General features: G+C 72.0%; 25 protein-coding genes and 1 tRNA gene. 20 read left to right on the top strand and 6 right to left on the bottom strand.

The window, feature by feature from the left end; genetic code table 11:
* Positions 1 to 99: 99 nt before the first annotated feature.
* Together E3O41_RS08640 and E3O41_RS08635 are read right to left on the bottom strand one after the other, a co-directional pair.
* On the bottom strand, positions 100 to 663 hold the full coding sequence (locus E3O41_RS08640) for a histidine phosphatase family protein (RefSeq protein ID WP_067027183.1): 564 nt from the start codon (positions 661 to 663) through the stop codon (positions 100 to 102).
* 45 nt (positions 664 to 708) lie between these two features.
* The gene (locus E3O41_RS08635; protein ID WP_067027390.1) at positions 709 to 1,551 is read right to left on the bottom strand and encodes a Sir2 family NAD-dependent protein deacetylase; all 843 of its coding nucleotides are present in this window, start codon (positions 1,549 to 1,551) and stop codon (positions 709 to 711) included.
* Positions 1,552 to 1,615: 64 nt separating this feature from the next.
* Between E3O41_RS08635 and E3O41_RS08630 the strand changes: the two genes are divergently transcribed.
* Complete coding sequence (locus E3O41_RS08630) at positions 1,616 to 2,446, top strand: TrmH family RNA methyltransferase (RefSeq protein ID WP_135012264.1); 831 nt, start codon at positions 1,616 to 1,618, stop codon at positions 2,444 to 2,446.
* Position 2,447: 1 nt separating this feature from the next.
* On the opposite strand, the gene E3O41_RS08625 is transcribed toward E3O41_RS08630, so the two are convergent.
* Entirely contained in the window at positions 2,448 to 3,275 is an 828-nt protein-coding gene (locus E3O41_RS08625; protein ID WP_135012262.1) for an SGNH/GDSL hydrolase family protein, read from the bottom strand.
* Between the two features lie 65 nt (positions 3,276 to 3,340).
* On the opposite strand from E3O41_RS08625, the gene E3O41_RS08620 reads away from it, so the two are divergent.
* Positions 3,341 to 5,086, top strand: a complete 1,746-nt coding sequence (locus E3O41_RS08620) for a DEAD/DEAH box helicase (protein ID WP_067027177.1) — start codon at positions 3,341 to 3,343, stop codon at positions 5,084 to 5,086.
* A 12-nt stretch (positions 5,087 to 5,098) separates the two neighbouring features.
* On the opposite strand, the gene E3O41_RS08615 is transcribed toward E3O41_RS08620, so the two are convergent.
* On the bottom strand, positions 5,099 to 5,872 hold the full coding sequence (locus tag E3O41_RS08615; RefSeq protein WP_240482451.1) for an IclR family transcriptional regulator: 774 nt from the start codon (positions 5,870 to 5,872) through the stop codon (positions 5,099 to 5,101).
* A 118-nt stretch (positions 5,873 to 5,990) separates the two neighbouring features.
* Between E3O41_RS08615 and E3O41_RS08610 the strand changes: the two genes are divergently transcribed.
* The 5 genes from E3O41_RS08610 to E3O41_RS08590 all read left to right on the top strand — a co-directional run bounded on the left by E3O41_RS08610 (position 5,991) and on the right by E3O41_RS08590 (position 10,023).
* On the top strand, positions 5,991 to 6,794 hold the full coding sequence (locus E3O41_RS08610) for a CoA transferase subunit A (RefSeq protein WP_135012260.1): 804 nt from the start codon (positions 5,991 to 5,993) through the stop codon (positions 6,792 to 6,794).
* Between the two features lie 3 nt (positions 6,795 to 6,797).
* Positions 6,798 to 7,448: a CoA transferase subunit B gene (locus tag E3O41_RS08605; protein WP_173849912.1), complete on the top strand. Its 651-nt coding sequence runs from the start codon at positions 6,798 to 6,800 to the stop codon at positions 7,446 to 7,448.
* Positions 7,445 to 8,632: an acetyl-CoA C-acetyltransferase gene (locus E3O41_RS08600; protein WP_067027176.1), complete on the top strand. Its 1,188-nt coding sequence runs from the start codon at positions 7,445 to 7,447 to the stop codon at positions 8,630 to 8,632. The genes E3O41_RS08605 and E3O41_RS08600 overlap by 4 nt, the downstream gene beginning before the upstream one ends.
* 141 nt (positions 8,633 to 8,773) lie before the next feature.
* Positions 8,774 to 9,844 carry a VIT1/CCC1 transporter family protein gene (locus E3O41_RS08595; protein ID WP_067027173.1) on the top strand — a complete coding sequence of 357 codons (1,071 nt, stop codon included), beginning with the start codon at positions 8,774 to 8,776 and terminating at the stop codon, positions 9,842 to 9,844.
* Positions 9,845 to 9,937: 93 nt separating this feature from the next.
* Positions 9,938 to 10,023, top strand: a tRNA-Leu gene (locus E3O41_RS08590).
* A gap of 500 nt (positions 10,024 to 10,523) precedes the next feature.
* Here E3O41_RS08590 and E3O41_RS08585 read toward each other — a convergent pair.
* The gene (locus tag E3O41_RS08585) at positions 10,524 to 10,991 is read right to left on the bottom strand and encodes a hypothetical protein (protein ID WP_067027171.1); all 468 of its coding nucleotides are present in this window, start codon (positions 10,989 to 10,991) and stop codon (positions 10,524 to 10,526) included.
* A gap of 183 nt (positions 10,992 to 11,174) precedes the next feature.
* On the opposite strand from E3O41_RS08585, the gene E3O41_RS08580 reads away from it, so the two are divergent.
* Entirely contained in the window at positions 11,175 to 12,467 is a 1,293-nt protein-coding gene (locus E3O41_RS08580; protein WP_067027169.1) for a M20/M25/M40 family metallo-hydrolase, read from the top strand.
* 120 nt (positions 12,468 to 12,587) lie between these two features.
* A complete protein-coding gene (locus E3O41_RS08575; protein ID WP_067027382.1) occupies positions 12,588 to 13,421 on the top strand; it encodes an undecaprenyl-diphosphate phosphatase in 834 nt (277 codons plus the stop codon).
* Positions 13,422 to 13,531: 110 nt separating this feature from the next.
* On the opposite strand, the gene E3O41_RS08570 is transcribed toward E3O41_RS08575, so the two are convergent.
* Positions 13,532 to 14,389, bottom strand: coding sequence for a PAC2 family protein (locus tag E3O41_RS08570; RefSeq protein WP_067027167.1), 858 nt, complete (start codon positions 14,387 to 14,389; stop codon positions 13,532 to 13,534).
* Positions 14,390 to 14,491: 102 nt separating this feature from the next.
* Between E3O41_RS08570 and E3O41_RS08565 the strand changes: the two genes are divergently transcribed.
* The 11 genes from E3O41_RS08565 to E3O41_RS08515 all read left to right on the top strand — a co-directional run bounded on the left by E3O41_RS08565 (position 14,492) and on the right by E3O41_RS08515 (position 26,021).
* The gene (locus E3O41_RS08565; RefSeq protein WP_083991009.1) at positions 14,492 to 15,172 is read left to right on the top strand and encodes an HAD family hydrolase; all 681 of its coding nucleotides are present in this window, start codon (positions 14,492 to 14,494) and stop codon (positions 15,170 to 15,172) included.
* Positions 15,169 to 16,176, top strand: a complete 1,008-nt coding sequence (locus E3O41_RS08560) for a tRNA (adenine-N1)-methyltransferase (RefSeq protein WP_067027165.1) — start codon at positions 15,169 to 15,171, stop codon at positions 16,174 to 16,176. The genes E3O41_RS08565 and E3O41_RS08560 overlap by 4 nt, the downstream gene beginning before the upstream one ends.
* Before the next feature lie 45 nt (positions 16,177 to 16,221).
* Positions 16,222 to 17,208, top strand: coding sequence for an FKBP-type peptidyl-prolyl cis-trans isomerase (locus E3O41_RS08555; protein WP_135012258.1), 987 nt, complete (start codon positions 16,222 to 16,224; stop codon positions 17,206 to 17,208).
* Between the two features lie 35 nt (positions 17,209 to 17,243).
* Positions 17,244 to 18,227: a helix-turn-helix transcriptional regulator gene (locus E3O41_RS08550; protein WP_067027161.1), complete on the top strand. Its 984-nt coding sequence runs from the start codon at positions 17,244 to 17,246 to the stop codon at positions 18,225 to 18,227.
* Positions 18,224 to 19,192, top strand: a complete 969-nt coding sequence (locus E3O41_RS08545) for a helix-turn-helix transcriptional regulator (RefSeq protein ID WP_067027159.1) — start codon at positions 18,224 to 18,226, stop codon at positions 19,190 to 19,192. Before E3O41_RS08550 ends, E3O41_RS08545 begins: the two co-directional genes overlap by 4 nt.
* 82 nt (positions 19,193 to 19,274) lie before the next feature.
* A complete protein-coding gene (locus E3O41_RS08540; protein ID WP_083990998.1) occupies positions 19,275 to 19,538 on the top strand; it encodes a twin-arginine translocase TatA/TatE family subunit in 264 nt (87 codons plus the stop codon).
* A gap of 60 nt (positions 19,539 to 19,598) precedes the next feature.
* On the top strand, positions 19,599 to 20,354 hold the full coding sequence (gene tatC / locus E3O41_RS08535) for a twin-arginine translocase subunit TatC (RefSeq protein ID WP_067027376.1): 756 nt from the start codon (positions 19,599 to 19,601) through the stop codon (positions 20,352 to 20,354).
* A 4-nt stretch (positions 20,355 to 20,358) separates the two neighbouring features.
* Positions 20,359 to 22,746, top strand: a complete 2,388-nt coding sequence (locus E3O41_RS08530) for a DEAD/DEAH box helicase (protein WP_135012256.1) — start codon at positions 20,359 to 20,361, stop codon at positions 22,744 to 22,746.
* 44 nt (positions 22,747 to 22,790) lie between these two features.
* Entirely contained in the window at positions 22,791 to 24,356 is a 1,566-nt protein-coding gene (lnt, locus tag E3O41_RS08525; RefSeq protein WP_067027155.1) for an apolipoprotein N-acyltransferase, read from the top strand.
* A gap of 29 nt (positions 24,357 to 24,385) precedes the next feature.
* Entirely contained in the window at positions 24,386 to 24,601 is a 216-nt protein-coding gene (locus E3O41_RS08520; protein WP_067027153.1) for a hypothetical protein, read from the top strand.
* Between the two features lie 82 nt (positions 24,602 to 24,683).
* Positions 24,684 to 26,021, top strand: a complete 1,338-nt coding sequence (locus E3O41_RS08515; RefSeq protein WP_067027151.1) for a glutamine synthetase family protein — start codon at positions 24,684 to 24,686, stop codon at positions 26,019 to 26,021.
* Positions 26,022 to 26,031 lie beyond the last annotated feature (10 nt).

Raw genomic sequence — 26,031 nt, 5'->3', positions numbered from 1 at the left:
ACCTGAGCAGGATGCTCAGTCGTTATCGAATCGAGTGTGCGCGGTGTGCCCGCGGGCGCGGCGCAGGTGCGATCGATGTGTCAATCCGCTCGCCGGAGGTCAGTCGGCGAGCAGCACGGAACCGTCGAACGCGAGCGACTCGGGCGTGACTTCGAAGCGCCAGATCGATCCGTTCGTCACCCGGCCGCCGGGCACGGGCATCTCGCCGCCGTGCAGGTCGCGCAGCAGCCGGCCGATGACGCCGCCGTGCGATGCCGCGACGATCCGCTCGTCGGGGAACCGCATGGCCAGATCGCGCAGGGTCGCACGAATCCGCGTCACCACGTCGGCCTCCGGCTCGGCGCCGGGGATGGTGTGCGGGAACAGCAGCGACAGCTGATCGACCGAGGCGCCCTCGGCGTCGCCGTACACGCGCTCGGCGAGCCCGGCGATGCGCTCGGGAGCGCCGAGACCGAGCGCGCCGGCGATGATCTCGGCCGTCTCGACCGCGCGCGAGAGCGGGCTCGTCACGGCGAGGGAGTAGTCGTCGTCGCGCAGGCGCTCGGCGGCCTCGCGGGCCTGGCGGCGGCCGGTGTCGTTGAGGGGGACGTCGGTGGATCCCTGGATCCGCCCCTCGAGGTTCCAGTCGGTCTGTCCGTGGCGCACGAGGGTGATGAGGGTCACGGATCGAGCGTAGCGATCCGTCGCCGACCGGCGGCTGAGCGCGGCTCAGCGCAGCGCGGGCAGCGCGCGGGCCAGCTCGGTGAGCACGGGGCTCGTGCCGGCGTCGATCTTGACGGTGGCGCGGGCGTCGGCCTTGGTCTCGCCGCGGTTGACGATCACGACGGGCAGCCTGCGGCGGCGGGCGCGCTCGACGAGGCGGATGCCGGAGTTGACCACGAGCGAGGATCCCGCCACGAGCAGCGCGTCGGCCGACGCGACGAGCTGCTCGGCCTCGCGGAACTTCTCGGCGGGGATGTACTCGCCGAAGAACACCACCTCGGGCTTGAGCATGCCGCCGCACACGGTGCACACCGGCACGACGAAGTCCTCCGACGACTCGGGCAGCACGTCGCCGTCCGGGCCGAGGGGCACGTTCTCGGGCACGGTGATCCAGGGGTTGGCGGCCTCCAGGCGCGCGCCGATGTCGCGGCGGTCGAACACCTGCCCGCACTGCAGGCAGAACACGCGGCGCATCGTGCCGTGCAGCTCGACCACGCGCCGGCTGCCGGCGCGCAGATGCAGGCCGTCGACGTTCTGGGTGATGACGCCCGTGGCCACGTCGGCCCGTTCGAGGGCGGCGATCGCCTCGTGGCCGGGGTTCGGAGCGGCGGCCGAGAAGGCGCGCCAGCCGAGGTGCGAGCCGATCCAGTAGCGGCGCCGCGCGGCCTCGTCGCTGAGGAAGGTCTGCGCCGTCATCGGGTTGCGTTTGGGGGCGCCCTCGCCGCGGTAGTCGGGGATGCCCGAATCGGTGGAGACGCCCGCACCGGTGAGGACGGCGATCCGTCGCCCGCTCAGCGCATCGATCGCGCGGCCGACCTGGGCGGCCTGGGTGGCATCGAGCGGGGACATCACGGACACATCCGAAGTCTAGGCCGCAGCGGTGGGCCCCGGCCGCGGTCCCTAGGCTGGAGGAATGCTGCTGGAGCGGATCGACGACCCGGGCGATGCCCGCCTCGCGGACTACCGGGACCTGACGGATGTGGCGCTGCGGCGGGTGCTCGAGCCCGAGGGCGGGCTCTACATGGCGGAGTCGGCGAAGGTGCTCGGCCGCGCGCTCGCCGCCGGCCACGAGCCGCGCTCGGTGCTGACGGCCGAGAAGTGGCTGCCCGACGTCGAGCGCCTCCTCGCGGCGCTGCCCGATGTGCCGGTGTACGTGGTGCCCGACGCCGTGGCCGAGGCGGTCACCGGCTACACGGTGCACCGCGGCATGCTCGCCGCGATGCATCGCCCCGCGGACCGGCCGGTCGCCGAGGTCCTCGCCGGGGCGCGGCGCGTGCTCGTGCTCGAGGACATCGTCGACCACACCAACGTGGGTGCCGCCTTCCGCGCGGCGGCAGGGCTCGGCGCCGACGCCGTGCTCGTGACGCCGCGGTGCGCCGATCCGCTGTATCGCCGCAGCGTGCGCGTGAGCATGGGCACCGTGTTCCAGGTGCCGTGGACGCGGCTTCCGGAGTGGCGCGACCGCGGCGGCGAGCCCGGCGCCACCGAGCTGCTGCACGACGCGGGCTTCACGATCGCCGCGCTGGCGCTGGCCGACGACGCCGTCTCGCTCGAGGCGTTCGTGGACGACGTGCCCGAGCGGGTGGCGCTCGTCATGGGCTCCGAGGGCGACGGGCTCTCGCGGCAGGCGCTCGCCGCCGCCGATCGCGTGGTGACGATCCCCATGGCCGGGGGAGTGGACTCCCTCAACGTCGCGTCGGCCGCCGCCGTGGCGCTGTGGGCGCTGCGATACGCGCAGCGCTGAGTCAGTCCACGCGGGGCGCGGCGAACGGCAGTGCCTCGGGGCGCTTGGCGGTGATGTGGTCGCCCGAAGACTGGTGGCGCAGGCGCCGCAGCACCCACGGGACGAGGTGCGTGCGCGCCCAGACGAGGTCCTCGCGCCGGGCCTCGGTCCACCGGCGCTCCGGCAGGGGATCGGGCTGCATCGGCTGCAGATCGTTCGGCACGTTCAGCGCCCGCAGCACCATGCGGGCGACCTCGTGGTGGCCGAGCGGGTTCATGTGCAGGCGGTCATCGGCGAAGAAACGGGGGTCCTGGATCGACTTCAGCGCCCACTGATCGGCCACGATGGCGTCGTAGCGATCGGCGACGGCGCGGATGTTCTCGTTGTAGATCGCGATCTTGCCGCGGAAGGGTCGGAACACCGGCGACCACGCCACGTCGATGCCGGTGAACAGCACGACGGTCGCCCCGTCGACGCTCAGGCGCGCGACCGCCTGATCGAACAGCACGGCGATCTCGTCCGGGTCGGTGCCGGGGCGGATGACGTCGTTGCCTCCCGCGCAGAAGGTGATGAGGTCGGGCTTCAGCTCGATCGCGCGGTCCAGCTGCTCCGCGACGATCTGCCGGATGAGCTTGCCGCGGACGGCGAGGTTGGCGTAGGCGAAGTCGTCGACCTGGCTGGCGAGCACCTCGGCCACGCGATCGGCCCAGCCGCGGTGGCCGTCGGGGGAGCCGGGCTCGGGATCGCCGATGCCCTCGGTGAACGAGTCGCCGATGGCGACGAAGCGACGCCAGGGGTGGGGGCCCTCATTGTCGATGGAGGGGGTCCGGTTGCTCGGCTCGATCGTCATGAGATGAGACTACGACGACGCGCCGATCTCAGGGCGGTGTCGGAGGGGTCGCCTATCGTGGATGGGTGCTGTCTCCGTCCTTTCCGCAACGCGCCCCGTGGGGTACGGCGGGAAGCCTCCGAGCCTGGCAGCAGGAGGCCCTCGACGCGTACGAGGCGGCGGCGAAGCGCGACTTCCTCGTCGCGGCGACGCCCGGCGCCGGCAAGACCACGTTCGCCCTCACGGTGGCGCGCAAACTGCGGCACGACGACCTCATCGACCAGGTGATCGTCGTCGCGCCGACCGAACACCTCAAGACCCAGTGGGCCGATGCCGCGGCCCGCGTGCACCTCCGCCTCGATCCGAACTTCAAGAACAGCCACACCGCGCCGTCGCGCCAGTACCACGGCGTGGTCGTGACCTACGCGCAGGTGGCCGCGAAGGCGAGCGTGCACCGGGCGCTCACCGAGCGCGCCCGCACCCTCGTGATCCTCGACGAGGTGCACCACGGCGGCGACGCCCTCAGCTGGGGCGACGCGATCCGCGAGGCGTACGGGCCGGCCACGCGCCGCCTGCTGCTGAGCGGGACCCCGTTCCGCAGCGACGACGCCCCCATCCCGTTCGTGGAATACGCGCCCGACGAGCAGGGCCGGCGCACGTCCGTCACCGACTACGCCTACGGCTACGGCCGCGCGCTCGCCGACGGCGTCGTGCGCCCGGTGCTGTTCCACGTGTACTCGGGCCACATGACGTGGCGCACCCGCGCGGGCGACGAGCTCGAGGCGCATCTGGGTCAGGACAACCTCAAGGACATCACCGCTCAGGCGTGGCGCACGGCGCTCGATCCGGGCGGGGAGTGGATGTCGGCGGTGCTGCGCTCGGCGGATGCCCGGCTCACCGAGATCCGCCATCACGTGCCCGACGCGGGCGGGCTCGTGCTCGCGACCGACCAGACCGCGGCGCGGGCGTACGCCAAGCTGCTGCACTCCATCACGGGCAAGCGGGCGACGGTGGTGCTCTCCGACGACGCCGAGGCGTCGCGCCGGATCGAGCGCTTCAGCGAGAGCGACGACCGCTGGATGGTCGCGGTGCGCATGGTGTCGGAGGGCGTCGACGTGCCGCGCCTCGCGGTGGGCGTGTACGCGACCTCGTCGTCGACGCCGCTGTTCTTCGCGCAGGCGATCGGCCGCTTCGTGCGGGCGCGCCGCCGGGGCGAGGCCGCGAGCGTGTTCCTGCCGCACGTGCCCGTGCTCATGGGCCTGGCCAGCGAGCTGGAGCGCCAGCGCGATCACGTGCTCGACCGCCGCGAGAAGGACGAGGACGGCCTCGACGACTCGCTGCTGGAGGCCGCCGAGCGCGAGGAGAAGGCGTCCGATGCGCTGACGGAGGAGGGCTCCTTCCAGGCCCTCGGATCGGTCGCGCACTTCGATCGCATGGTGTTCGAGGGCAAGGAGTTCGGCCAGCTGGCCGTGCCGGGCACCGACGAGGAGCAGGAGTTCATCGGGCTGCCCGGCCTGCTCGAGCCCGAGCACGTGCACGAGCTGCTCATGCAGCGCGTCGCACGCCAGTCGCGCCACCGCCAGGCCCGCGAGGCGCGCGAGCAGCATTCGGGCGGCGAGTCGTCGCTGCCCGAGCCGCTGCACCGCACGCTCAAGGAACAGCGGCAGCTGCTCAACAGCCTCGTCGGCGTCTACGCGCGGCAGACGGGCCAGCCCCACGGCGCCATCCACGCCGAACTGCGCCGCACCTGCGGCGGGCCGCCCGTGGCGCAGGCGACGGTGGCGCAGCTGCAGAAGCGCATCCAGGTGCTGCGGCGCCGCGTGCACTCCTGACGCCGGCGCGGCTCAGCGCGCCTGGAGGCGCTTGCTGAGGGCGTGGGCGTGCTCCAGGAGGATGCGGCCCAGCACGGGGCGGCGCTCGGGGGAGAAGCGCGACTCGATGCCCGTCAGGCTCAGCGCCCACTGCGGCTGGCCCGCGCGATCGAACACCGCCGCGCCCATGCCCCAGCTGCCGGTCACGAGCAGCCCCGGGTTCACGGCGTAGCCCTCCTCGCGCGTGCGTGCGATGCGCTCGCGCAGGGCCTCGGGGCGGTGGGCGTCGCCCCACGGCGCGAGCAGGGGGCCGGACCGGGCGAGGTAGTCGTCGACCTGCGCGTCGGTCATCAGCGACAGGATCGCCAGTCCCGCCGAGGCGACGCCGAGCGGGAACCGCACGCCCTCGTAGAGCACGTGGGAGCGGATGGGGAAGGCGCCGTCCTCGCGGATCAGGCACACGGTCTCGTCGCCGCGGCGCACCGAGAGGAACGCGCTCTCCTCGGTCTGCGCGGCGAGCGAGCGGACGATATCGTGCGCCTGCGCCGAGACGTCGTAGCGGGCGGCCGCCACCGTACCCATGAGGAACATCTCCGGGCCCGGCACCCACCGCTGGGTCAGCGCGTCGAGATCGAGCAGCCCCTCCGCCCGCAATGCGGACAGGATGCGGTGTGCGGTGGGACGGGTGAGGCCCGATTCGCGGACGATGTCGGCCGTCTTCGCGCCGCCCTCGCCCGCGCGGGAGACGATCCGCAGCAGCAGGGCCGCGCGCGAGATCGACTGCACGCCCTGCGCCACGATGTCCACGATGTGGACGCTACGCGATCGCCCGGCCGCATCGCAATCGATTCTGGCGGTGCCGTCGGGGCAGCGGCACGCTGGGGTCGTCGACGGCGACGGGGGTCGCGTCACGAAGGAGTCACGCATGATCGACAAGCAGTACGCGTCGGCGGCGGCCGCGGTCGCCGACATCCCGGACGGGGCGAGCATCGCCGCGGGCGGCTTCGGCCTCTCGGGGAACCCGACCGCGCTGATCGAGGCCATCCTCGCGCAGGGCACGACCGACCTCTCCGTCGTGTCCAACAACTGCGGCGTCGACGCCTGGGGGCTCGGCCGGCTGCTCGCGGCGGGCCGCATCCGCAAGGTGACGGCCTCGTACGTGGGCGAGAACCGCGAGTTCGAGCGGCAGTTCCTCGCGGGCGAGATCGAGCTGGAGCTCACGCCGCAGGGCACGCTCGCCGAGAAGCTGCGAGCGGGCGGCGCCGGCATCGCCGCGTTCTACACGCAGACCGGCGTCGGCACCCAGGTGGCCGAGGGGGGCCTGCCGCGCCGCTACGCGGCCGACGGGAGCGTCGCGATCGCGAGCGAGCCGAAGGACGTGCGCACCTTCGCCCCCGGCGGGGTGCCCGCCGAGTACGTGCTCGAGGAGAGCATCGTCACCGACTTCGCGATCGTGCACGCGATGCGGGGGGACCGGCACGGCAACCTCGTGTTCCACCGGGCCGCGCGCAACTTCAACCCGATCGCCGCCATGGCCGGCACCGTCTGCATCGCGCAGGTGGAGGAGCTCGTCGAGCCCGGCGAGCTCGACCCCGACGAGGTGCACCTGCCCGGGATCTACGTGCACCGGATCGTCGAGGTCGGCGGCGACATCGAGAAGCGGATCGAGAAGCGCACCGTGCGCGAGCGCACGACCGATGCGGGCGCGAACGCCCCGGAAGGAGCCTGAGCCATGGCACTGACCCGTCACGAGATGGCCGCCCGCGCGGCCCGCGAGCTCCCGGACGGCGCGTACGTGAACCTCGGCATCGGCCTGCCCACCCTGATCCCGAACTACGTGCCCGAGGGCACCACGCTCGTGCTGCAGAGCGAGAACGGCATCCTCGGGGTCGGCCCCTACCCGTTCGAGGACGACGTCGACCCCGACCTGATCAATGCCGGCAAGGAGACGGTGACCGTGCTGCCGGGCGCCAGCTTCTTCGATTCGGCGCAGAGCTTCGGCATGATCCGCGGCGGCAAGATCGATGCGGCCGTGCTCGGCGCGATGCAGGTGTCGGCGTCGGGCGACCTGGCCAACTGGATGATCCCGGGCAAGATGGTGAAGGGACCGGGCGGCGCGATGGATCTCGTGCACGGGGCCGGACGCGTGATCGTGCTCATGGAGCACGTGGCCAAGGACGGCTCGGCGAAGATCGTGGACGAGTGCTCCCTGCCGCTGACGGGTCGGGGAGTGGTGGATCGCATCATCACCGACCTGGCCGTGATCGACGTGACCGAGGAGGGCCTTGTGCTCGTGGAGACGGCTCCCGGGGTGAGCGTCGACGAGGTCATCGCGAAGACCGAACCCGCATTGATCGTTCGCACGGAGGAGGTGGCCGCATGACCGCGGCACAGGATGTCGTCATCGTCGCGGCGGCGCGGACGCCGCAGGGACGGCTCAGGGGGCAGCTCGCCGCGTTCACCGCCCCGCACCTCGGCACGATCGCGATCGCCGGGGCGCTGGAGCGCGGCGGGATCGACCCCACGGCGGTGGACCATGTGATCGTGGGCCAGGTGCTCCCGGCCGGCACGGGGCAGAACCCGGCCCGGCAGGCCGCGATCGGCGCGGGGATCGGCTGGGATGTTCCCGCGCACGGCGTCAACAAGGTCTGCCTGTCGGGCCTGACCGCGGTGATCGAGGCGGCCCGGATGATCCGCCTCGGCGACGCGACGGTCGTGGTCGCCGCCGGCATGGAGTCGATGACGAACGCCCCGCACCTCCTCATGAAGTCGCGGGAGGGCTGGTCGTACGGGTCGGTCGAGGTGCTCGATCACCTCGCCCACGACGGCCTCACCGACGCATACGACCGCGAGAGCATGGGCGCCTCGACCGAGCGTCACAACGCGCGGTACGGCTTGACGCGCGCCGAGCAGGACGAGGTCGCGGCCCTCTCGCACCAGCGGGCGGCGGCGGCCCAGCGCGCGGGCGTCTTCGATGCCGAGATCGTGCCGGTGGCGGTGCCTCAGCGCAAGGGCGATCCGCTCATCGTCTCGGCCGATGAGGGCGTGCGCCCGGACTCGACGGTGGAGTCGCTCGCCGGCCTGCGCCCCGCCTTCGCCGAGGGCGGTGCGATCACCGCCGGCAACTCGTCGCCGATCTCCGACGGCGCCTCGGCCGTGGTCCTCACCACGCGCGCGCTCGCCGAGGAGCGCGGCTGGACGGTGCTGGCGGCGGTGGGCGCGTCGGGCCAGACGGCCGGGCCCGACAACTCGCTGCACACCCAGCCGTCGCAGTCGATCGCGCGGGCGCTGCAGAGGCAGGGTCTCTCGGCCGCCGACCTCGACGTCGTCGAGATCAACGAGGCGTTCGGCGCCGTCGTGGCGCAGTCGCGTAAGGAGCTGGGGCTGCCGAGCGACGCCGTCAACATCCACGGCGGCGGCATCGCGATCGGTCACCCGATCGGCGCCTCGGGCAACCGTCTCGTCGTGCACGCGGCCCACGAGCTCGCCCGCCGCGGCACCGGCACGGCCGCGGTGGCGCTGTGCGGCGGCGGGGGACAGGGCGACGCGCTGATCCTCACGCGCTGAGCGGGCGGGCATGCGTGGGCGGGCCCGTCGGCCGCGCCGCTTCGGCGCTCCGAAATGCTGGCAATCCCTGTCCCGGTGCGGGAGCGGCGCGGTCGGCTGGCTAGCGTGGAACCAGTGAGCGATACCCCTGCCGAGAGCCCGATGCCCGCCACCCCGACCGCCGCGGAGCGCCGGCGGTTCGCCCAGTACATCGCCGACGAGCGGGCCGAGGCCGCCGTGTACCGGCGCCTGGCCCGGCGGCGCGAGGGCGAGGAGCGCGAGATCCTGCTGCAGCTCGAACAGGCCGAGAAGCGCCACGAGGATCACTGGATCGGGCTGCTCGGCGGCCTGCCGGCCAAGCTGCCGCGCGCGCGCCTGGCCGACCGGTTCACGGGGTGGATGGCGGGCCGCTTCGACTCGGTCTTCACGCTCGCGCTGGCGCAGATGTCCGAGGGGCGCTCGCCGTACGACACCGACCCGTGGGCGACGCCGGCGATGCGCGCCGACGAGAAGATCCACCACGAGGTGGTGCGGGGTCTGGCCGCGCGCAGCCGCCGACGCCTGTCGGGCACGTTCCGCGCGGCCGTGTTCGGTGCGAACGACGGCCTCGTCAGCAATCTCGCGCTCGTGATGGGCATCGGAGCCACGGGCGTGGCGCCGCAGTTCGTGCTGTTCAGCGGCCTTGCGGGCCTGCTCGCGGGCGCGCTGTCGATGGCGGCGGGGGAGTTCGTCTCGGTGCGATCGCAGCGCGAGATGCTGGATGCGACCGAGCCGAGCGACTACGGCGATCAGTACCTGCCGGATCTCGACATCGACGCCAACGAGCTCGCGCTCGTGTACCGCACGCGCGGCATGTCGGAGGGCGAGGCCCTCGATCACGCGCGGGAGATCGTCGCCGCGGCGCACGCCGGCCACATGCCGACGCGCTCGGCCACGGTCGATGCGCACGAGGTCGTGGGCGGCGCCTTCAAGGCCGCGGCGTCGAGCTTCCTCTTCTTCGCCTCGGGTGCGGTGATCCCGGTGCTGCCGTGGATCTTCGGCCTGACGGGCGTGGCCGCCGTGGTGGTCGCCCTCGTCCTGGTGGGCATCGCCCTGCTCTTCACGGGCGGTACCGTGGGCCTCCTCTCGGGCGCCGCGCCCATCCCGCGCGCCCTCCGCCAGCTCGGCATCGGCTTCGGCGCCGCCGCGGTCACCTACCTCCTCGGCCTCCTCTTCGGCGTCAGCGTCGCCTAGCCGGCGGCGCGCCCGGGCGTCGTCCCCATTCGTCGCCCCCTCCAACCCGTGGTAATGTTGTTCCTCGGTCCGCAATGCGGATCACACCCAGATGCGCGGGTGGCGGAATAGGTAGACGCGCTAGCTTGAGGTGCTAGTGCCCGTATTAGGGCGTGGGGGTTCAAGTCCCCCCTCGCGCACAAAACGAAGAAAGACCCGGCCAACGGCCGGGTCTTTCTTCGTTTTGCACGCGAGGTTGCGGACTTTCACCCAAAGGGCCCCTGGAGCAGAGGCTCCAGCCGTCGCGAATGCGACGGTTGGAGAAGCGACAGGGACCAAGTCCGCCTCAGACCACAAGCGGAGCGGCCCGAGGGGCCGCGGAGCATGGCCGTTCCCCTGGGCTCCATGCCGCAAATCCACCACGCCCGCAACCAGGGCCGAGCGAGCGAGCGCAGCGACGCTCGCGGACGCGACCCCCGTAAACCCACAACGCCCGCAACCAGGGCCGAGCGAGCGAGCGAAGCGACGCTCGCGGACCCGACCCCCGCAAACCCACAACGCCCGCAACCACGGCCGAGCGAGCGCAGCGACGCGAGCGGATCCCCGAAAGGTTCCGACTCCGCGGCTGCGCCGCTCCGCTCAACCCGTCTCCGCTCGCTCCTCCCAGTCGACGACCCATCCTCGCGCGGACCCGTTCGCCTCAGCCGCGCACAACCCCCACGATCCCCAGCACCAGCACCACCACCGCGATGCCGGCGAAGATGAACGCCCAGTACTGCATCGGGATCCAGAACAGGGTGTGCCCGTTGCGCGCCCGCTGGGCCTGCTGCAGCTCGTGCTGCAGCAGCTGCTCGCTCTGCGCCCGTGCCTCCTCCAGCGAGCTCGGCGGCGCTTGGCCGGGGGCGAGCTGGAACTGCCCGGAGGACACCAGGGCGTCGAGCTGCTGCCGCCGGGCCGCGTGCCACTCGTCGATCTTCTTCTGCGGCTGTGTCACGTTGAGTGCTTGGCCCGTGAACCAGGTCGCGACGGCCGCGATCGCCAGGCCCGCGGCGATCGTGAACGGCAGTGCCGACTCCGCCACCATGGTGCTCGCCAGTCCGGCGAACAGCATCATCGCGATGGCGCCGTAGACGAACGCCAGGACGCCCCATCCCCTCCAGATGATCATGCGCCCATCGTAGGGACGCGGCGCGACGAGCGCAGCGGCAATGGGCGGACCCCGCCAGGTTTCGACTCCGCGGCTGCGCCGCTGCGCTCAACCCGTCTCCGCTCCGGCGCTTCGCGCCTCCGGTCGACGAGCCCGAGGGGTCACCGCCCGGCATGACACAACCCGCCCGGTAGGTTGGAGCGCATGACGGAAGAGCTTCCCGAAGTCGCGCGCATCGCCGCGGATCTGATCCGGTTCGACACCACGAACTTCGGCGGCGGGAACGCGCGGGGGGAGCGGGAGGCGGCGGAGTACGTGGGCGCGTACCTCGAATCGCTCGGCCTACGGCCGGAGTACTACGAGCCGATCCCGGGCCGCACCAACGTCATGGCGCGCGTGAAGGGTCGCAACCGCGACAAGCCGGCGCTCGTGCTGCACGGGCACCTCGACGTGGTCCCCGCGATCGCCGAGGACTGGTCGGTCGACCCGTTCGCGGGCGAGATCCGCGACGGCATGCTGTGGGGGCGCGGCGCCGTGGACATGAAGAACATGGACGCGATGATCCTCACCGCCGTCGCCGACGTGCTGCGGGCGGGGGAGCAGCCCGAGCGCGACCTCATCCTCGCGTTCTTCGCGGACGAGGAGAACGGCGGCGTCGAGGGATCGGCGCTCGTCGTGAAGGATCGTCCCGAGTGGTTCGCGGGCGCCACGGAGGCGATCAGCGAGGTCGGCGGGTACACGATCCCGATCGGCGACCGCAGCGCCTACCTGCTGCAGGTGGGCGAGAAGGCGCTGATGTGGATCAAGCTGATCGCGCGCGGGCGCGCCGGTCACGGCAGCCGCTTCCACCCCGACAATGCGGTGACGCGGCTGTCGGAGGCGCTCGCCACGCTCGGCCGGGTCGCGTGGCCCGTGGAGATGACGGCGACGACGCAGCAGCTGCTCGACGGGATCGCCGAGCTCAGCGGCGAGACGAGCACCGATCCCGACGTCCTGGCCGCGCACGCGGGGCCGGCGGAGGCGTTCATCAAGTCGACGTTCCGCACCGTGTCGAACCCCACGGGGCTGACGGCCGGCTACAAGCACAACGTCATCCCGGATCGCGCCGAGGCGACCGTGGACGTGCGCGTGCTGCCGGGCACGGAGGACGCGGTGCTGGCGGAGATCCAGCGGATCGTGGGCGACGACATCGAGATCGAGATGGTCGTGCGCGACATCGGCATGGAGATCCCGTTCTCGGGGGCGCTCGTCGACGCGATGGTCGCGGCCCTCGGGCGCCACGACCCGGGCGTGCCCGTGCTGCCGTACCTGCTGGGCGCCGGTACCGACAACAAGGCGCTCTCGACGCTGGGGATCGACGGCTACGGCTTCGCGCCGCTGCGGCTGCCGGCCGACCTCGACTTCACGGGCATGTTCCACGGCGTGGACGAGCGGGTGCCGATCGACGCGCTTGTGTTCGGGCAGCGCGTGCTGGCCGATCTCATCCGCTCGTACTGACGTGGGACAACCCCCGCATTCGCGCAACCTGAGGGTCCGCGCCGGGGGAGCGCCGCCCGCGTGGCATAGGGTCTTCCCTGGCGTGCCGCAGCGGCGCGACGGGTGAGTGTGAAGGACGACATGCAGTACATCGAGGCGATCATCCTGGGGCTCGTGCAGGGCCTGACCGAGTTCCTGCCCATCTCGTCCAGCGCGCACATCCGCATCGTCGGCGAGTTCCTGCCCTCGGCCGCCGACCCGGGGGCCACGTTCACCGCGATCACGCAGATCGGCACGGAGATCGCCGTGCTCGTGTACTTCTGGACGAAGATCGTCACGATCATCAAGAAGTGGGCGCAGTCGCTGGCGGGCAAGGTCCCGGCCAGCGATCCGGACGTGCGGATGGGCTGGGTCGTCATCGTCGGCACCATCCCGATCGGCGTGCTCGGGTTCCTGCTGCAGGAATACATCCGCGACACCTTCCGCAACCTCTGGCTCGTGGCGGCGGTGCTCATCGGCTTCGGCATCGTCCTGGGTCTCGTGGACCACTTCGCGCGGCGCGAGCGGTCGATGGATCAGGTGACCTACCCGCACGGGCTCACGATCGGCCTCGCCCAGTCGCTCGCGCTGGTCCCCGGCGTCTCGCGCTCCGGCGCCACCACCACGGCGGCGCGCGCGCTGGGCTACGACCGCACCGCGGCGGCCGAGTTCGGCTTCCTGCTCGCGGTGCCGGCGGTGTTCGCCTCGGGCCTGTGGGAGCTGCGCGCGGGACTCGAGACGGGCGACCCGGGCCCGTACGGCTGGGGCGGCACGATCCTCGCCACGATCGTCGCGGGCGTCGTGGGCTGGGTGGTCATCGCCTACCTGATGCGCTACCTCAAGACGGGCAGCTTCCTGCCGTTCGTGATCTACCGGGTCGCGCTCGGCGCCGTGCTCATGGTGCTGCTCGGCCTGGGCGTGCTCTCCGCCTACTGACCCGGACGGTCAACCCTCGAGACAGCATCTGCGCGCCGAGGCGGTGACGTCACGCCACGTTCTCGGCGCGAACATGCTGTCTCGGCGCGAAGACGCAGGGTCACCCCGCGTCAGTGGGGGCGGCGCGGGTCGTCGCCGTCGCGGCGCAGGTAGCGCTCGAAGGCCTTCGCGATCGCGTCGCCGGAGGCCTCGGGCGACTCGACCGTGTCGCGGTTCTCCTCGAGGTGGCGGATGTACTCGCGCATGTCCTCGTCCTCGGCCGCGGCGGCGTCGATCGACGCCTCCCACGCCATCGACTCGGTCTCGAGCGTGCCCCGGGGCACGTCGGCCGCGCTGAGGTCGGCCAGTCGCTCGAGGAGCGCGAGCGTCGCCTTCGGCGACGGCGCGTGGCTCGCGACGTAGTGCGGCACGCTCGCCCACAGCGCGACGGCCGGGATGCCGACCTGCTCGGCCGCGTCGGCGAGCACGCCGATGATCCCGGTCGGACCCTCGTACGTGCTGCGCTCCAGCTCCAGCGCGGTGCGCACGGCGTCGTTCTCGCTCGTCATCGTCACCGCGATCGGCCGCGTGTGCGGCACGTCCGACATCATCGAGCCCAGCGTGACGAGCGAGGTGATGTCCTCGCGCAGTGCCACGTCGAGCAGCTCGGCCGTGAAGGCCCGCCAGGCGCGGGCCGGCTCCACACCGGTGAGCAGCCACAGCTCCACGGCCGCCTTCTTCTTCGGCCGGTACAGCGTGGCCTCCGGCCACTTCAGGGATCGGCCGCCCTCGCCGTCGGCCTGCATCATCGGCCGCGTGTACTGGTAGTCGAAGTAGAGCTCCGGGTCGACCGAGAAGACGGGCTCGTACTCGCCCTCGCGGCGCAGCAGCTCGATCGCGTTCGAGGCGGCCTCGCCCGCGTCGTTCCAGCCGTCGAAGGCCGCCACGAGGATCCTGCCTCCCAGGCTGTGCTGATCGCGTCCCGTCACCGGTCTCCCTTCCGTCTCCCACACCCTACGACGCTCGGCGGCGGGCGGGGCCGGTCGCGCCGGGCTGATGCGCAGGTGCGCCCCGGATAGGCTTGGTCGGTGATGACACCTCAGGCCGTGCTGTGGGACATGGACGGCACCCTCGTCGACTCGGAGCCCTACTGGATCGCGGCGGAGACCGAGCTCATCGCGAGCTACGGCGGCACGTGGACCCACGAGGACGCGATGCAGCTGATCGGCCTCGGGCTGTTCGACTCGGCGGCGATCATCCAGGCGCGGGGCGTCGACATGACGCCCGAGGAGATCGTCGACCACCTCACCGCCCAGGTGGTGCACCGCCTGCGCACCGACGGCGTGCCGTTCCGGCCGGGTGCGCGCGAGCTGCTGTTCTCGCTGCGCGAGGCGGGCGTGAAGACGGCGCTGGTGACGATGTCGATGCACCGCATGGCTCGTACCGTGGTGGACCTCATCGACTTCCCCGCGTTCGACCTCATCGTCGGCGGCGACGACGTCGAGCGGCCCAAGCCCTTCCCCGATCCCTACCTCCACGCCGCACAGACGCTCGGCGTCGACATCCGCGCGTGCGTGGCGCTCGAGGACTCGCCCAACGGGCTGCGCTCGGCGATCGCCTCGGGCGCGGTCGCGCTCGGCGTGGAGAACCTCCTCCCGCTCGAGGGCCTCGGCGCGGCCGCCGTGTGGCGCACCCTGGCCGGCAGCGACGCGGAGGCGCTCGCCGCGCTGTTCCGCGAGCACCGCGCCCCCCAGCAGGAGACGACCCGATGATCGACAAGCCCCGCGGACCGTTCCGGTACGGCGATCGCGTGCAGCTGACGGGTCCCAAGGGCCGCATGCACACGATCACCCTGAAGGAGGGCGGTGAGCTGCACACCCACCACGGCGTGCTCCGCCACGCCCAGCTGGTGGGCCAGCCCGACGGCTCGGTGGTCGAGAACAGCGCCGGGCACGAGTACCTCGCGCTGCGCCCGCTGCTGCGCGACTTCGTCATGTCGATGCCGCGCGGCGCGGCGATCGTGTACCCGAAGGACTCCGCCGCGATCGTGGCGCAGGCCGACATCTTCCCCGGCGCCGTCGTCGTCGAGGCGGGTGTGGGCTCGGGCGCGCTCTCGCTCTCGCTGCTGCGCGCCGTCGGGCCCGAGGGGCGTCTGATCTCGTTCGAGCGGCGCATGGAGTTCGCCGAGGTGGCCCTGGCCAACGTCGAGACGTTCTTCGGCGAGCTGCCGCCGTACTGGGAGGTGCGCGAGGGCGACCTCGCCGACGAGCTCCCGAAGGCGGTCGAGCCCGGGTCGGTCGACCGCGTCGTTCTCGACATGCTCGCGCCGTGGGAGGTGCTGCCGGCGGTCTCCGACGCGCTCACGCCCGGCGGCGTGGTGATCTGCTACGTCGCCACCGCCACCCAGCTCTCGCGCGTGGCCGAGTTCATCCGCGGCCTGGGCGCGTTCACCGAGCCCGACGCGAACGAGACGATGGTGCGCGGCTGGCACGTCGACGGCCTCGCCGTGCGACCCGATCACCGCATGGTCGCCCACACCGGCTTCCTCATCTCGGCCCGCAAGCTCGCGCCGGGGGCGATCCCGCCCGAGGTCAAGCGGCGCGCCTCAAAGCGCAGCTACGGAGACGAGGACCTCGAGATCTGGACGCCCGGGGGCGTGGGCGATCGCGAGATCACCGACAAGAACCTGCGCAAGCGCGTGCGCGAGGCGGAGAAGGCGCGCGACGGCGCCCGGATCGCCGCCGCGAGCCGCGCCGCCGAGAGCGCCGAGGACTGATCGCCCGATTCGGGCGTTCGGAATCGCGCGCTTAGACTGCAGAGCGTGCGTAAGATCCCCGCTGTCCTCACCCTGACCGCCCTCGCCGGTCTGAGCCTGGTGGCCTGCGCCCCGGCCTCCGACGCGACCTCGTCGGCCGGCTGCACGCGTGCCGCCGAGAACGACGCCGTGTCGACGGCGATCGAGGTGACGGGCGAGTTCGGCCAGGCGCCGCAGCTCTCGCTGGCGCAGCCGTTCGAGACCGACCGCACCGTGTACGCCGACCTCGAGACGGGCGACGGGGCCGCGATCGAGGACGTCGACCAGCCGAGCGTGCTGGAGATGTCGTTCTTCTCCGCCGAGACCGGCGACCCCATCATCGGCACGTCGTACGGCGAGGCGGCGCCCACGCCCACCAGCACGAGCCGCTGGCTCGACCTGTTCCCCGGGCTGGAGGACGCGCTGCTGTGCGCCGAGGAGGGCACGCGCACCGTCGTCGCCCTCTCCGACGACGGCGTGGCCGACGCCACCCGCGCGCAGTACGCCATGAACGGATTCCCGCAGGAGGGCGGCGTCATCGCCGTCGTCGACCTGCGCCGCGTGTACCCCACGGCGGCCTGGGGCTCGCCCGTGTACAACACCGGCGGCGGGCTGCCGTCGGTGGTCCGCGATCCGCAGGGGCGTCCCGGCATCACGGTGCCCGACGCGCAGCCGCCGGCCGACCTCGTCGTGCAGACGCTGCTCGAGGGCGACGGCCCCACGATCGGCGAGGGCGACACCGCCGTGGTGCAGTACACCGGGGTGCTGTGGGACGAGAAGACCGTCTTCGACTCGTCGTGGGAGAACGGCAGCCTGCTGCTGGCCACCCCGGGCGGCATGATCCCCGGATTCGAGCAGGCGTTGCAGGGGCAGAAGGTCGGCTCGCAGGTCATGGCCGTCATCCCGCCCGAGCTCGGCTACGGCGAGCAGGGCAGCGGCGCGACGATCCCGGCCGATGCCACGCTCGTCTTCGTGATCGACATCGTCGGCGTGGAGGAGACGCCCGCGTCGTGACCGCGGCGGCCCCTCGCTCTCCCTAGGATGGGCGAGTGGCCGAGAGAATCCCCGCCGAAGAGCGGCAGCTGAATCTCGTCGTCGCGCTCATGGCGACGGAGATCGGCCTCACCAAGCAGCAGATCCTCGACAACGTGTCGGGGTATCGGCAGCGGCAGGCGGAGGCCTCGACCGACGCGCTCGAGAAGATGTTCGAGCGCGACAAGGAGGAGCTGCGCCGCGTGGGCGTGCCGGTGGAGACGATCGGCGACGCCGCCGACCCGAACGACCTGCGCGATGCGCGCTACCGGATCCCGAAGGCGGAGTACGACCTGCCCGAGAACCTCGAGTTCACTCCCGCGGAGCTCGCGGTGCTGAGCCTGGCCGGCAGCGTGTGGAGCGAGGGATCGCTGTCGCAGGACGCCCAGCGGGGCCTGCGCAAGATCCGCGCGCTCGGCATCGACGTGGACGAGCCGATCCTCGGCTTCGCGCCGCGGATGACCGCCCGCGAGGCGGCGTTCGCACCGCTGCAGGAGGCGATCGACGAGTGCGCCGCCGTGGAGTTCGACTACCTCAAGCCGGGCGACGAGCATCCGCGCCGCCGCCGCGTGTTCCCGCTGGCCCTCGTCGACTACGAGGCGCGCTGGCACGTCTACGTGCACGACGTGGACGCGGGAGGGCCGCGCACCTTCCTGCTCAGCCGCATCGTGGGCGACGTCGTCACGCGCCGCGAGCGGTTCGACCCGTCGCTGCGCGAGGGGGCGGGCGAGCGCGCACAGCGGGGCCTCGAGGAGGTCGCGGCGCGGCAGTCGGCGCTGCTGGAGGTCGAGCCGGGCACGGAGGCATCGCTGCGGCTCGGGCGCCGCGGGGAGCCGCAGGCCCAGGGGATCCGCGTGCCCTACGTCGATCGGCACGTGCTGGCCGACGAGCTCGCCTCGTACGGGCCGGAGGTGCGAGTGGTCGAGCCGGCCGATCTGCGTGAGGCCGTCATCGAGCGCCTCCGCGCCACCCGCGATCTGCATCGGGGGGTGAGCGCGTGAAGCGCCGAGCCGCGCTCGTCGCGAGCGATCGCGTCCAGCTGCTGCTGACCCTCGTGCCCTACCTGCTCGAGCGCGGCGAGGTCTCCGTCGCCGAGGCCGCCGAGGAGTTCGGGGTCACGCCCGCCCAGCTGCGCGGGATGGTCGAGAAGCTCACGGTGATCGGCCTGCCCGGCTCGGACGAGTTCTGGCAGATGCCGCACGAGATGTTCGACATCGACTGGGACCTGCTCGAGGAGCGCGACCGCATCTCGATCACGTACGCCCCCGCGCTCGACCGGGCGCCGCGCCTCACCTCGCGCGAGGCCGCCGCGCTCCTGGCGGGCCTGCGCCTGGCGAGCACGATGCCCGGCGTCGCCGAGTCCGAGGTGGTCCAGGGCCTCATCGCCAAGCTCGCCGCGGGGGCGTCGGCCGCGCCGGCCGACGTCGTCGTGGTCCCGCCGCGGGTCGACGAGGTGCGCGAGCTCGTCTCGCGCGCGCTGCGGGAGCGCGTGGCGGTGTCTTTCACCTATCGCGCGCCCGACGCCCCGGCCACGACCCGCACCGTGGACCCGGCCAAGGTCGTCATCTCCAACGGTCAGTGGTTCCTGCAGGGCTGGTGCCACCTGCGCCGGGCGATGCGCACGTTCAACCTGGAGCGCATCAGCGATCCGCGCCTCACCGACACGCCGGCCGAGCACGGGAACGAGGCCGTGCCGGAGCTGTTCGAGCCGAGCGCCGACGACGAGGTGGCCGTGATCCGCTTCCGCAGCGAGATCGCGCCGCTCGTGGGGGAGTACCTCGATCGGGCCGAGGTCGAGGAGGCCGGTGGCGTCTCCACCGCGCGGCTGAGGGTGGCCGACGCCCGCAGCCTGAAGCGGCTGGCCGCGCGCCGCGGCGGCGCCGTGGAGATCCTCGAGCCGGCCGCGGCCCGGCGGGCGACGGTCGAGTGGACCGAGGCGGCGCTCGCCCTCTACGGCGAGGGCTGAACCCGGCGGCGGACCTCGGGTCGTTCGGGATACCGGCGGGTTAGACTGACCGCGCACGCTTCCCCCGACGTACGGAGACACCATGCACATGCCGGGCATCTGGCAGATCCTGCTGATCCTCGCGATCGTCCTGCTCATCTTCGGCGCCGCGCGCCTGCCCGCCCTCGCGAAGAGCCTCGGTCAGTCGGCGCGTGTCTTCCGCGGCGAGATCAAGCAGATGAAGGAGGAGAGCACCAAGGACGGTGCCGCCCCTTCGACGACCGCTTCCTCGACCGCCGCCGAGCAGCCGGGCCCCGCGACGCCGCCGGCCGCGCCCTCGTCGGACGCGACCGACCCCAAGCCGTAATCCCCGGTGGCCACGCCCGACGTGACCATCGACGCGGAGGAACCGCCCCACGAGCGGCGGATGACCCTCGCGGGTCACCTGCTCGAGCTGCGCAAGCGGCTCATGATCGCCGCCCTCGCGCTCGTGGTCGGCATGGTCGTCGCCTACTTCCTCACCGACTGGGTGATCGAGTGGCTGCTGTACCCGATCCGTGAGGTGTCCGAGCAGCTCGGCGACGACTTCACGCGGCTCGTCTACACCACGATCACGGGGCCGTTCGACATGCGCATCCGCATCTCGTTCGCGATCGGCCTGATCATCTCGGCGCCCGTCTGGCTGTGGCAGATCTGGGCGTTCATCATGCCGGGCCTGAAGAAGAAGGAGATCCAGTACACGGTCGGCTTCATGGCCGCCGCGATCCCGCTCTTCTTCGGCGGCTGCGCCGTCGCCATCTACCTGCTGCCGCGGCTCATCCTCGTGATGAGCGAGTTCGTGCCGGAGGAGCAGTTCGCCTCGCAGTTCTACGAGTCGGCGGCGTACTACGACTTCGTCTTCAAGCTCATCACGATCGTCGGCATCGCCTTCGTGCTGCCCGTGTTCCTCGTGGCCCTGAACCTCGCGGGCGTGGTGAGCGGCAAGACGATCCTCAAGGGGTGGCGGTTCGCGCTCATCATCGGCCTCGTCTTCGGGATGCTCGCGTCGTCGCCGGCCGACATCATCTCGATGATCGTGCTCGGCCTCATCCTGTTCGTGCTGTATCTGGCGGCCGCGCTCGTCTCGCTGCTGTTCGACCGCCGCAAGCGGAAGCAGAACCCCGACCTGTACATCGAGGTGTAGGCCCATGCGGCACCCCCTGACCGAGCAGTTCGCGAAGGCGCAGCGGTTCGAGCTCGATCCCTTCCAGGTCGCGGGCTGCGAGGCGCTCGAGGAGGGCCGCAGCGTGCTCGTGGCCGCGCCCACGGGCGCCGGCAAGACGATCGTCGGCGAGTTCGCCGTGCACCTGGCGATGCAGACCCCGGGCGACAAGGCGTTCTACACGACCCCGATCAAGGCGCTGTCGAACCAGAAGTTCCGCGAGCTGCAGGACGTCTACGGCGAGGCCAACGTCGGCCTCCTCACCGGCGACGTGAACATCAACGGCAACGCCCGCGTCGTCGTGATGACGACCGAGGTGCTGCGCAACATGATCTACGCCGGCTCCTCGGCGCTCACCGGCCTGCGCTACGTGGTGATGGACGAGGTGCACTACCTCGCCGATCGCTTCCGCGGCGCCGTGTGGGAAGAGGTGATCATCCACCTGCCGGAGAGCGTGCGGCTCGTGTCGCTGTCGGCGACCGTCTCGAACGCCGAGGAGTTCGGCGACTGGCTGGGCACGGTCCGCGGCGACACCGAGGTGATCGTCTCGGAGATCCGTCCCGTCCCGCTCGAGCAGCACGTGCTCGTGCGCGGCGACCTGCTGCCGCTGTTCGACGGGCACTCCGGCTCGGACCGCGTCAATCGCGAGCTGCTGCGGATCGGCGGCGCCGGCAGCGGGGACTGGTCCGGCCGCGGCTCCGAGGGGCGCCGGCGCGGCCGGGGCCATCGCGAGTTCCGCCGCGGATACGTCAAGCCCGACCGGCGGATCCCGCGCATCGATCGTCCCGAGGTGGTGCAGCTGCTGGAGCGCGCCAACCTGCTGCCGGCGATCTTCTTCATCTTCAGCCGCGCCGGCTGCGACGGCGCCGTGCAGCAGGTGCGCCGATCCGGCCTGCGCCTGACGACGGCCGAGGAGCGCGAGGAGATCCGCCGCGTCGTCGACGAGCGCACGGGGACGCTCGCCGACGAGGACCTCGGCGTGCTCGGCTGGTGGGAATGGCGCGAGAGCCTCGAGCGCGGCGTCGCCGCCCATCACGCCGGCCTGCTTCCGGCGTTCAAGGAGGTCGTCGAGGAGCTCTTCCAGCGCAAGCTGCTCAAGGCCGTCTTCGCGACCGAGACCCTCGCGCTCGGCATCAACATGCCCGCCCGCACCGTGGTGCTCGAGAAGCTCGAGAAGTTCAACGGCGAGTCGCGCGTGGCGATCACGCCGGGCGAGTATACGCAGCTGACCGGCCGCGCCGGGCGACGGGGGATCGACGTCGAGGGTCACGCCGTCGTCCAGTGGACCGAGGGCCTGGACCCGCAGTCCGTGGCCTCGCTCGCCTCGCGCCGCACCTATCCGCTGAACTCCTCGTTCCGGCCCACCTACAACATGGCCGTGAACCTCATCGATCAGTTCGGTCGCCAGCGGGCGCGGCGGATCCTGGAGTCGTCGTTCGCCCAGTTCCAGGCCGACCGCTCGGTGGTCGGGCTCGCGCAGCAGGTCAAGGACGCCGAGGGATCGCTCGAGGGCTACGCGTCGGCCATGGCCTGCGACCGAGGCGACTTCGTCGAGTACTCGGCCATGCGGCGCGAGCTCAGCGACCTCGAGAAGGCGCAGCGGCGCGACGTGGGGGCCTCGCGCGGCAAGCGCGAGCAGCGCAACCGCGAGATCGCGTCGCTCCGCAAGCGCATGTCGCGGCACGGCTGCCACTCGTGCCCCGACCGCGAGCAGCACGCCCGGTGGGGCGAGCGCTATCAGAAGCTCAAGCGCGAGACCGACAAGATCCGGCGCCAGATCGCCTCGCGCACCGGCACCGTCGCCCGCCAGTTCGATCGAATCATCGACGTGCTCGTCGAGCTCGAGTACGTGGTGCTCGACGGCAACGAGGCCACGCTCACCGAGGCCGGCGCGCGCATGAAGCGGATCTACGGCGACCGCGACCTGCTCGTGGCCGAGTCGCTGCGGGCCGGCATCTGGAAGGGCCTCGACGCGCCCTCCCTCGCCGCCCTGGCGTGCTGCCTCGTGTACGAGCCGCGTCGCGACGACGGCGGCGACCACCGCCTGCCGCGCGGCCCGTTCCGCGAGGCGCTGGGGCGCACGCAGGAGCTGTGGGCCCGCCTGGACGACCTCGAGCAGGACCACCGGCTGCCCGGCACCCAGGAGGTCTCCACGGGGCTGGCCGAGGCCATGCACCTGTGGGCCCGCGGTCAGATGCTCGACCGCGTGCTCGGCGAGGCCGACATGGCGGCGGGCGACTTCGTGCGCTGGGCGAAGCAGACGATCGACCTGCTCGATCAGCTCTCGATCGTCGCCGACGACGACCTCGCCCGCACCGCCCGCAAGGCCCTCGACCAGGTGCGCCGCGGCATCGTCGCCTACAGCGCGGTGTGACCGCCGCAGCCGGCGCTCGGCCCGCGCGAACTAGGCTTCCTCCCATGCCCGATCGCCGCCCGCCGCTGCCGCTGTGGGCGGCGCTCATCGTCGCCGCGCTCGGCGGCCTCGCCCTCGACCTGAGCTTCCCCAGCGCCGGGACCTGGCCCCTCGCGTTCGTGGCGGTGGGGATGTCGCTCGTCACGCTGATCGGGCGGCGCGCCGGGGCGGCGTTCCTCGTCGGCCTCGTGTTCGGGGCGGCGTTCTACTTCCCCCACATCGACTGGGCCGCGAGCTTCCTCGGCGACAACGAGCTGGCCTGGGTGCCGTGGGTGGCGTTGGCGGGACTCGAGTCGCTCTTCATGGGGCTCGGCGCGATCCCGATCGCCCTGGCCTACCACTGGACCGATCGCGTGCGGGGCGGGGCGCGGCTGATCGCCGTCCCCGTGCTCGTGTCGGGGCTATGGACCGCGCGCGAGATCGCGATGGGCAGCTGGCCCTACGGCGGTTTCGCGTGGGGGCGCATCGGCATGGCGATGTCCGAGGCGCCGCTGGCGGAGGCCGCGTCGTGGGTGGGGGTCAGCGGGCTGAGCTTCCTCTGCGTGCTCTGGGCGGCGATGCTGGTCGAGCTCGGACGGTTCGCGGCTCGCACGCGCGGGGCGGGGCCGCGGCGCGCCCGGGCGCTCGCGGTGCTGCCGGCGCTCGGGCTGATCGCCGCGCTCGTGCTCGTGCCGCAGTTCCCGACCACGCCCGTCGGCACGATCCGCGTCGGTGCGGTGCAGGGCAACGGCCCGGCCGCCTACATGGACGACCGCGAGTACCTCGACGTCCTGCGCGCCCAGCTGGCCGCCACGCGCGAGCTCGAGGGGCAGGACGTCGACGTAGTGCTCTGGCCCGAGGGTGGGGTCGACGGCGATCCGCGCGCGGACGAGCGCGTCGCGCGCGTGCTCGATGACGTCGTGCGGGACTACGACGCCCCGCTGCTCATGAACGCCGCCAGCGCCGTGGGCGATGACATCTTCAACATGTCGATGCTGTGGACGCAGGACGGTCCCGCGCAGACGCATTCCAAGCGCCACCCCGTGGCCTTCGGGGAGTACGTGCCCGATCGCGCGTTCTTCGAGGCGATCGTGCCCTCGCTGATCCAGATGATCGGGCGCGAGTACACCCCGGGCACCGACTCGCCCGTGATCGACGTGGGCGGCGTGCCGATCGGACTCGCCATCTGCTTCGACGTCGTCGCCGACGGCCTGATCCGCGAGGGGGTCTTCGACGGGGCGCAGGCGTACATGTTCCAGACCAACAACGCCGACTTCCGCGGCACCGACGAGAATCTGCAGCAGCTGGCGTTCGCCCGGATGCGCGCGATCGAGACCGGCCGCAGCGTGGTCAACCTCTCGACGGTGGGCACCAGCCAGGTGATCGCTCCCGACGGCACGACGATCGATCAGATCGGCGTGGACGAGGCGGGCGCGATCGTCGCGGACGTCGAGCTGCGCGAGGGGCTCACCGCCGGGGTGGTGTCGGGGCAGGCGATCGTCTGGATCCTGCTGATCGGCTCGCCGCTGGCGCTCGTCGGCGTGTTCATCGCGCGTCGACGTCCCCGCTCGCAGGCGGCCGAGGCGTCGTAGGCTGGCCCTGTTCGAGCAAGGGAGTCGAGATGAGCGAGCAGGACCCCACGAAGCAGTTCTGGTACAACAGCGAGACCGGTCAGGTCGAGCAGGGGCTCGTGTCCCCGGCGGCCGACCGCATCGGGCCCTTCGACACCGCCGACGACGCGGCGCGCGCCTATGAGATCCTCGCGGAGCGGGCGAAGGCGTGGGCCGACGAGGAGGCCGAGGAGGATGCGTGGGGCGAGGGCCCCGACGCCGCGTGACATCGAGCCTCGGCGCACCGTGAAGGGGGCGCGCGGCCACTAGGCTGGGAACCCCGGCGACACCCCCTTCGGAGAGGATTCGATGGACAAGCAGATGGACTTCGTCCTGCGCACGATCGAGGAGCGCGGCGTCAAGTTCGTGCGACTGTGGTTCACCGACGTGATCGGCACTCTCAAGTCGCTCGCGATCGCGCCCGCCGAGGTCGAGGGGGCCTTCACCGAGGGCATCGGCTTCGACGGCTCCGTCATCGAGGGACTGACGCGCTCGCACGAGTCGGATCTGCTGGCGCACCCCGATCCGTCCACGTTCCAGATCCTGCCGTGGCGCGGTCAGATCGATCCGACGGCGGCGATGTTCTGCGACATCACGACGCCCGACGGGCAGCCCGCCGTCGCCGACCCCCGCAACGTGCTCAAGCGCACCCTCGCCAAGGCGGCCGAGGCGGGCTTCAGCTACTACACGCACCCGGAGATCGAGTTCTACCTGCTCAAGTCGCGCACCTTCGGCACCGAGGGGCCCGAGCCGGTCGACCGCGCCGGATACTTCGACAACGTGCCGGGCGGCACGGCGCACGACTTCCGCCGCAGCTCGGTGCGCATGCTCGAGGACCTCGGCATCTCGGTGGAGTACAGCCACCACGAGGGCGGCCCCGGCCAGAACGAGATCGACCTGCGCTACGCCGACGCGCTCGCGATGGCCGACAACATCATGACCTTCCGCACGGTGGTCAAGGAGGTCGCGATCGAGCAGGGCGTGCACGCCACGTTCATGCCGAAGCCCTTCGCCGAGCACCCGGGCTCGGGCATGCACACCCACATGTCGCTGTTCGAGGGCGATGTGAACGCGTTCTACGAGGAGGGCGCCGAGTACCAGCTCTCGCGCGTCGGGCGCCAGTTCATCGCCGGCCTGCTCACGCACGCGCGCGAGATCTCCGCCGTGACCAACCAGTTCGTGAACTCGTACAAGCGCCTCTGGGGCGGCGACGAGGCGCCGAGCTACATCACGTGGGGCCACAACAACCGCTCCGCGCTCGTCCGCGTGCCCCGCTACAAGCCGGGCAAGAGCGGATCGGCGCGCATCGAGCACCGCGGCATCGACTCGGCCGCGAACCCGTACCTCGCGTACGCACTCATGCTCGCCGCGGGCCTGAAGGGCATCGAGGAGGAGTACGAGCTTCCGGCGGAGGCCGAGGAGAACGTCTGGGCCCTCAGCGACGCCGAGCGCCGCGCGCTGGGCTACCAGGCGCTGCCGCAGACGCTCGACGAGGCCGTGGCCGCCATGGAGGACAGCGAGCTCGTCGCCGAGACGCTCGGCGAGCAGGTGTTCAGCTACGTGCTGCTGAACAAGCGCCGCGAGTTCGAGCAGTACCGCTCGCAGATCACGCCGTTCGAGCTGCGCACGCAGCTCGACATCATCTGATCGGACGGCG

This window comes from Microbacterium sediminis, assembly GCF_004564075.1.
Taxonomy (GTDB): Bacteria; Actinomycetota; Actinomycetes; order Actinomycetales; family Microbacteriaceae; genus Microbacterium; species Microbacterium sediminis.
Note: the sequence above shows the minus strand (reverse complement) of the source record. Positions and strands in the feature narration are given on the sequence as shown.

What these genes read in the sequence shown, in the direction of transcription:
- E3O41_RS08635 (WP_067027390.1), bottom strand. Translation starts at nt 1,551, where the DNA reads ATGTCCCCGCTCGATGCCACCCAGGCCGCCCAGGTCGGCCGCGCGATC.
- E3O41_RS08630 (WP_135012264.1), top strand. Translation starts at nt 1,616, where the DNA reads ATGCTGCTGGAGCGGATCGACGACCCGGGCGATGCCCGCCTCGCGGAC.
- E3O41_RS08625 (WP_135012262.1), bottom strand. Translation starts at nt 3,275, where the DNA reads ATGACGATCGAGCCGAGCAACCGGACCCCCTCCATCGACAATGAGGGC.
- E3O41_RS08610 (WP_135012260.1), top strand. Translation starts at nt 5,991, where the DNA reads ATGATCGACAAGCAGTACGCGTCGGCGGCGGCCGCGGTCGCCGACATC.
- E3O41_RS08605 (WP_173849912.1), top strand. Translation starts at nt 6,798, where the DNA reads ATGGCACTGACCCGTCACGAGATGGCCGCCCGCGCGGCCCGCGAGCTC.
- E3O41_RS08600 (WP_067027176.1), top strand. Translation starts at nt 7,445, where the DNA reads ATGACCGCGGCACAGGATGTCGTCATCGTCGCGGCGGCGCGGACGCCG.
- E3O41_RS08595 (WP_067027173.1), top strand. Translation starts at nt 8,774, where the DNA reads ATGCCCGCCACCCCGACCGCCGCGGAGCGCCGGCGGTTCGCCCAGTAC.
- E3O41_RS08585 (WP_067027171.1), bottom strand. Translation starts at nt 10,991, where the DNA reads ATGATCATCTGGAGGGGATGGGGCGTCCTGGCGTTCGTCTACGGCGCC.
- E3O41_RS08580 (WP_067027169.1), top strand. Translation starts at nt 11,175, where the DNA reads ATGACGGAAGAGCTTCCCGAAGTCGCGCGCATCGCCGCGGATCTGATC.
- E3O41_RS08575 (WP_067027382.1), top strand. Translation starts at nt 12,588, where the DNA reads ATGCAGTACATCGAGGCGATCATCCTGGGGCTCGTGCAGGGCCTGACC.
- E3O41_RS08565 (WP_083991009.1), top strand. Translation starts at nt 14,492, where the DNA reads ATGACACCTCAGGCCGTGCTGTGGGACATGGACGGCACCCTCGTCGAC.
- E3O41_RS08560 (WP_067027165.1), top strand. Translation starts at nt 15,169, where the DNA reads ATGATCGACAAGCCCCGCGGACCGTTCCGGTACGGCGATCGCGTGCAG.
- E3O41_RS08540 (WP_083990998.1), top strand. Translation starts at nt 19,275, where the DNA reads ATGCACATGCCGGGCATCTGGCAGATCCTGCTGATCCTCGCGATCGTC.
- tatC (WP_067027376.1), top strand. Translation starts at nt 19,599, where the DNA reads ATGACCCTCGCGGGTCACCTGCTCGAGCTGCGCAAGCGGCTCATGATC.
- E3O41_RS08530 (WP_135012256.1), top strand. Translation starts at nt 20,359, where the DNA reads ATGCGGCACCCCCTGACCGAGCAGTTCGCGAAGGCGCAGCGGTTCGAG.
- lnt (WP_067027155.1), top strand. Translation starts at nt 22,791, where the DNA reads ATGCCCGATCGCCGCCCGCCGCTGCCGCTGTGGGCGGCGCTCATCGTC.
- E3O41_RS08520 (WP_067027153.1), top strand. Translation starts at nt 24,386, where the DNA reads ATGAGCGAGCAGGACCCCACGAAGCAGTTCTGGTACAACAGCGAGACC.
- E3O41_RS08515 (WP_067027151.1), top strand. Translation starts at nt 24,684, where the DNA reads ATGGACAAGCAGATGGACTTCGTCCTGCGCACGATCGAGGAGCGCGGC.